This is a genomic window from Bittarella massiliensis (ex Durand et al. 2017) (assembly GCF_009876955.1).
Classification (GTDB): Bacteria; Bacillota; Clostridia; order Oscillospirales; family Ruminococcaceae; genus Bittarella; species Bittarella massiliensis.
In genome coordinates this window covers 1-5194 of sequence record NZ_WWVY01000043.1, presented here as the reverse complement: position 1 = coordinate 5194, position 5194 = coordinate 1, and the positions used below count along the sequence as shown (strand labels likewise).

General features: G+C 46.8%; 5 protein-coding genes. All 5 read left to right on the top strand.

Translation table 11 applies throughout. The features are described from left to right. The first annotated feature begins 943 nt into the window (after positions 1 to 943). A complete protein-coding gene (locus tag GT748_RS16070) occupies positions 944 to 1375 on the top strand; it encodes an ATP-binding cassette domain-containing protein (RefSeq protein ID WP_368034552.1) in 432 nt (143 codons plus the stop codon). Further along, a complete protein-coding gene (locus GT748_RS14965; RefSeq protein WP_368034551.1) occupies positions 1314 to 1913 on the top strand; it encodes an ATP-binding cassette domain-containing protein in 600 nt (199 codons plus the stop codon). Before GT748_RS16070 ends, GT748_RS14965 begins: the two co-directional genes overlap by 62 nt. Continuing rightward, positions 1910 to 4264, top strand: coding sequence for a hypothetical protein (locus GT748_RS14960; RefSeq protein WP_161222410.1), 2355 nt, complete (start codon positions 1910 to 1912; stop codon positions 4262 to 4264). The genes GT748_RS14965 and GT748_RS14960 overlap by 4 nt, the downstream gene beginning before the upstream one ends. 59 nt (positions 4265 to 4323) lie before the next feature. Beyond that, positions 4324 to 4851, top strand: a complete 528-nt coding sequence (locus GT748_RS14955; RefSeq protein ID WP_161222409.1) for a hypothetical protein — start codon at positions 4324 to 4326, stop codon at positions 4849 to 4851. 193 nt (positions 4852 to 5044) lie between these two features. Beyond that, positions 5045 to 5194, top strand: a 150-nt coding sequence (locus GT748_RS16065) for a helix-turn-helix domain-containing protein (RefSeq protein WP_161222408.1), incomplete at its 3' end; no start/stop codon positions are given.

Here is a 5194-nt window from a genome sequence, read left to right as displayed (position 1 = left end):
TTTTGGTGGATGCTGTTGAGGAAGTGGTGGATGGTATAACCTATCGCCGTCCGGGAATGATCAGCGTTGATGACTATCTGAAATCAAAGGGCGAATATATAATGATCGAACAACTTCTTGAAGAAAAGCTTTCGTAAAATCGACAGCAAGACGGCCATAGGCAAACGATCTAACAAATTGCATGCATAATAATCCAACAGCAGTCAGTCAATCTACCGTATGCTATCATTCGCAATGGAAAGTCAATTTTTATTGTTCTTCAAGTAGAGGTAGTATTTTGCATACCGATCATGCTACTCGAAGCCGAATTTATCTATCTAGCAAAGTAAGCGTCGAGCACAACTATCATATGGGGGATTATTTATGCCCAATATNTTTTTCATTGTCGGTTTCATCGATGATTATGTATTGATTAATCAATTGTATCAAGAACACTATGACGCACAAAAAAACATTGAGCTTCTTTACACCCAATATGCTGTTAATACCGAAACCGGAGAGGTTATCGAGATAACATTATCCAACTATCTCATGGCCACCCGAAAGCCGATAAACATCATCGCTCAATTCTCTGATACACTTTTGGTGGATGCTGTTGAGGAAGTGGTGGATGGTATAACCTATCGCCGTCCGGGAATGATCAGCGTTGATGACTATTTGAAATCAAAGGGCGAATATATAATGATCGAACAACTTCTTGAAGAAAAGCTTTCGTAAAATCAACAGCAAGACGGCCATAGGCAAACGATCTAACAAATTGCATGCATAATAATCCAACAGCAGTCAGTCAACCTACTGTATGCTATCATTCACAATGGAAAGTCAATTTTTATTGTTCTTCAAGTAGAGGTAGTATTTTGCATACCGATCATGCTACTCGAAGCCGAATTTATCTATCTAGCAAAGTAAGCGTCGAGCACAACTATCATATGGGGGATTATTTATGCCCAATATAGAATGCCATCTGGAACTGCAGCATCTCACGAAAACATACCGCACAAAGAAAACATCCAAAAAGGCCCTGGCCGGAGTGAGTTTCACTCTCGGCCCGGGCCTTTACGGCCTTTTGGGGCCCAATGGCGCAGGCAAAAGCACCATGATGAATATCATCACCGGGAATCTGGACGCTACCAGCGGAAAGGTACTGTGGAACGGTAAAAANGCCCAATATAGAATGCCATCTGGAACTGCAGCATCTCACGAAAACATACCGCACAAAGAAAACATCCAAAAAGGCCCTGGCCGGAGTGAGTTTCACTCTCGGCCCGGGCCTTTACGGCCTTTTGGGGCCCAATGGCGCAGGCAAAAGCACCATGATGAATATCATCACCGGGAATCTGGACGCTACCAGCGGAAAGGTACTGTGGAACGGTAAAAATGTCCTGCGCATGGGGCGGGAATTTCGGCGCGTCCTTGGATATATGCCGCAGCAGCAGAATCTGTATGACAGTTTTACAGGCCGCCGTTTCCTGCTGTACATAGCAGCACTCAAAGAAATTCCCCGGAGTGATGCAGCGTTACAAGTACAACGTGTCGCAGAGCTGGTACACCTTTCCAGTGAATTGGAAAAACGTCTGGCAGCCTATTCCGGCGGCATGAAACAGCGTCTGCTTGCTGCCGCCGCATTGTTGGGTGAGCCGCAGATCCTCATCATGGACGAACCCACCGCCGGATTGGACCCAAAAGAACGTGTACGCCTGCGTCAGGTATTGGCTCAACTCGCCCATGACCGCATCATTATTGTTGCCACACACGTAGTCAGCGATGTGGAGCACGTTGCCAGTGAAATCCTGCTGCTCAAGGAAGGACAACTTGTGGACCAGGCGTCTCCTGCCGCACTTATTGAAAAATACGCGCCGGGTGGCACACTGGAAGATGTCTACCTCACCATTTTCGGGGAGGACGAAGCATGATACGCCTGCTTTCCGCTGAGCTGCGCAAGGTGTGGCACAGCCGTTTTTTTCTTCTGGCGTTTTCCGTGCTGCTCGGCGCCAACCTGTTTTTGCTGTGGTTCGGCACGGGCCATACGCCGGGCAATGTTCCCTCCTCTGCTTATCGAAAGCTGGAACAGCAGATTTCCGGCATGAGCATGGAGGAGATGGATGACTTTCTGCATGAAGAGCTGGCCCGCACAGAGGGACTGAGCCATATCTATAACATCCTGCGCACAGAAGCATACAACAACGGTCAAAAAGACGAACGTCTCCGCGAAACCTACGCCGATGATTTTGAACAGTATTATGATATTTATGAAGCAGGCGGGTTCCTGAAGTACGGGGAAACGCTGGCACAGGAATACCGTTTTCTGAATACCATCGTTCTGGAATTTGAGCAGGTAAACGGATACGAAGAATTTCTGACATCCATCGAACAGAAAGCCCGGCAGCTTTCCTCGATTTCTATTTTCGCGGAGAGCAAAAGCGGATACGACATGGAAAACATCCGTGTCACAGATGAAGCGTTCAGGGATATGCGCGGTACGTCCATTCAGTATTATCCGCAAAAAGGCATCATGACCGCGCTGGATTTTGAACTTACGGATGTCGTAACCGTATTTGCGATGCTGCTCATTGCCACGGTGCTTGTCCGGGCCGAGCGGGACAACGGTCTGCTCGCGCTGGTGCGTTCTACTCCGGCGGGCAGGCTGCATACCGCTGGCGCAAAGCTGCTGGCATTGGGCGCAAGCCTCGCAGTTGTTCTGGCTTGCCTGTATGGCGTCAACCTTCTGTACTGCGGCGGGCTCTATGGTCTGGGGCCATTGAACCGCTCCATTCAAAGTGTGCCGCAGCTGATGCGCAGCACATGGAAACTGACGGTCGGCCAATATCTGTTCTGTTTTTTTCTCACGAAATGGCTGGCGGCATTCATCTGCGGTATATGGGTAATGCTGGCGATGCTGTTTGCCAGAAGGCTTTTCACGGGCGCATTGGGGGCTTTGGCTCTTATTGTATTCAACCTGTTCATCCGATCTGTTATCCCTGCCACCAGCAGATTGAATGTGATCAAATACGCCAATCTCATAAGTTTACTGCGCACCAATGAGCTGCTGGGCGGATACCGCAATCTGTATTGGTTTGATCACCCGATTCCTCTGCTTTTGGTGGAGTGCGTTGCCGCTGTTTTGTTCGGTATATTGTTTGCGCTGGCATTCTGCTTTATTTTCAGCCGTCACTATTTTACTGCAGCGGGACGTCGGACAGGCAGAAGACTTTTCAGGCGTAAAATCCCCGCATTCACGACGCCAATGCATCAGGAAACCTACAAGCTGTTGGTGATGCAGGGCACAGCATTATTGCTTTTGTTATTTGCGGGGTTTCAAGTCTATACCGCAGTGACAACGGAAAGCTACATCGACGCGGACGAGATCTATTACCAATATTACATGAAGCATGTGGAAGGTCCGTTGACACAGGAAAGTGTTGATTGGCTCTCGCAGCAGCAAGAAGAATTTCGCCCCATCTACCAGCTCAATGCTGCGTTAATGTCGAAAAAGATAACTTCACAGGAATACCAGGCAATGATGCAGGGTTACTCCAGTTTGCAGCAGAAAATGAATGTATTCCAGCGTGTTATTTACAAGGCTCAGATGCTGAAAGAAAAACCTCGTATGGAAATGGTCTATGAATCCGGCTGGCTGAAGCTGTTCGATCAATATGACACGCAGGATTTGCCTGATACGCTTTGGGCATCTATCCTATGTGCAGTATGTTTTTCCGGGTTGTTCGCAATGGAGCGGCAGACGGGGATGATCAAAGTCATCGGCACAACACCGCTTGGACGGCGTGCCACCGTGCGGTACAAGCTGTTGCTTTCTTTTACTGTATGCGGCTTAATAACGGCGCTCAGCCTTTTGCCGCGCTTTTGGGTCTCTATCCGTGACTACGGACTTGGCACATGGATGGCTCCGGTTTACAGTATCAGCGAATATTACAATGCGCCGGAGATACCTTTATTTCTAATGGTGGCAATCCAGATTTTTTCCAGACTTGCTGCAGTGAGTTGTATGGCCTGTGTAACGCTGGCTCTTTCGCAGCGGATTGGCAACACCTTTGGCGCAATGTTTGCGTCTCTGCTCATTTTTTCTCTGCCGCCGCTGCTCAGTGTCTCCGGCTTAACGAATGCGAAGTGGCTTAGTACATACCCGTTGTTCCACATCTGTGCGCTCTTTAGCGCGAGCACACAAGCAATCGGGATTATGGTTCTGTTCATCGCTCTTATAACTTGTTATCTCTGTTCAGAATTCTTATTTGCACATTTTATGTAAGAATCATTTATAATATAAAAATACAGGACAGCAACACATATAAATTAGAGGTCGTACTGGTGTCGAATATGATGATTCCAAAAAAACATTTTCTTTTGCTTGGGGCATTCCTTTTCTTGATATTTTTGGTAGGATGTACGACGCGCAAAAATATATCAGGCGAAGAACACAAATATGAGCAACTTTCGGAATTGCCTGGAACAGACGCATACCAAGCGATTGAAACAATTTGTTCTCCTGAAGATGCTGCACTTATGGAAGAAGACTTCTACGAAGAAGCTAAACTATGGAGGTATGCAGCCCAAAAGGAAGTGTTCGTCTGTAGAGGAAAAGAAAAAATAGAAGCGAATATAGTGTTGAAGCTTTGTGAGTACAAAGGATATTCGGCAATTTATGCGGTTATTGATTACGGTTTTGAAAATTCGGATGTTTGGGAGCAAACAAGTGAGGCATGGCTCAATATAAAAAACAGCCAAACGCCAGAAGCTTTGCCAGAGGCAACGCTCGGCGTGACCGTTACAGGAAAGGGGCTTCCCGATCCGATTTTGACCGTATGCTCCTTTTATCCTGACATATTTGATTTATAATCTAAAAAAGAATATCCTTCGCTGAAGAAAAGTTTTCTTTCAAGTAACAAATCAGTTGCTATCCAAGTGCTTGTTGCCGCACGAAATTGTAAAACTTCGCTCGATGACGGCACTATTTTAGCTCAATATTTTATCGCAAACACCTCTTGATTATAATCTGAAAATAAGTATAATTAAAATTGGGAGGTGTGCTATGGTCACGGTAGGAACAAGGCTGCGCATTATCCGCAAGGACGCGGGCCTATCACAAGTGGAATTGGGAAAGCTGGCGGGAAGCAATCAATCCGCAATCAATCGTTATGAAACAGACCGGGCTGCAGTGCCCTATCGCATGTTGATATGG

Coding starts and splice junctions, on each gene's coding strand:
- GT748_RS14965 (WP_368034551.1), top strand. CDS start 1,314: ATGATGAATATCATCACCGGGAATCTGGACGCTACCAGCGGAAAGGTA.
- GT748_RS14960 (WP_161222410.1), top strand. CDS start 1,910: ATGATACGCCTGCTTTCCGCTGAGCTGCGCAAGGTGTGGCACAGCCGT.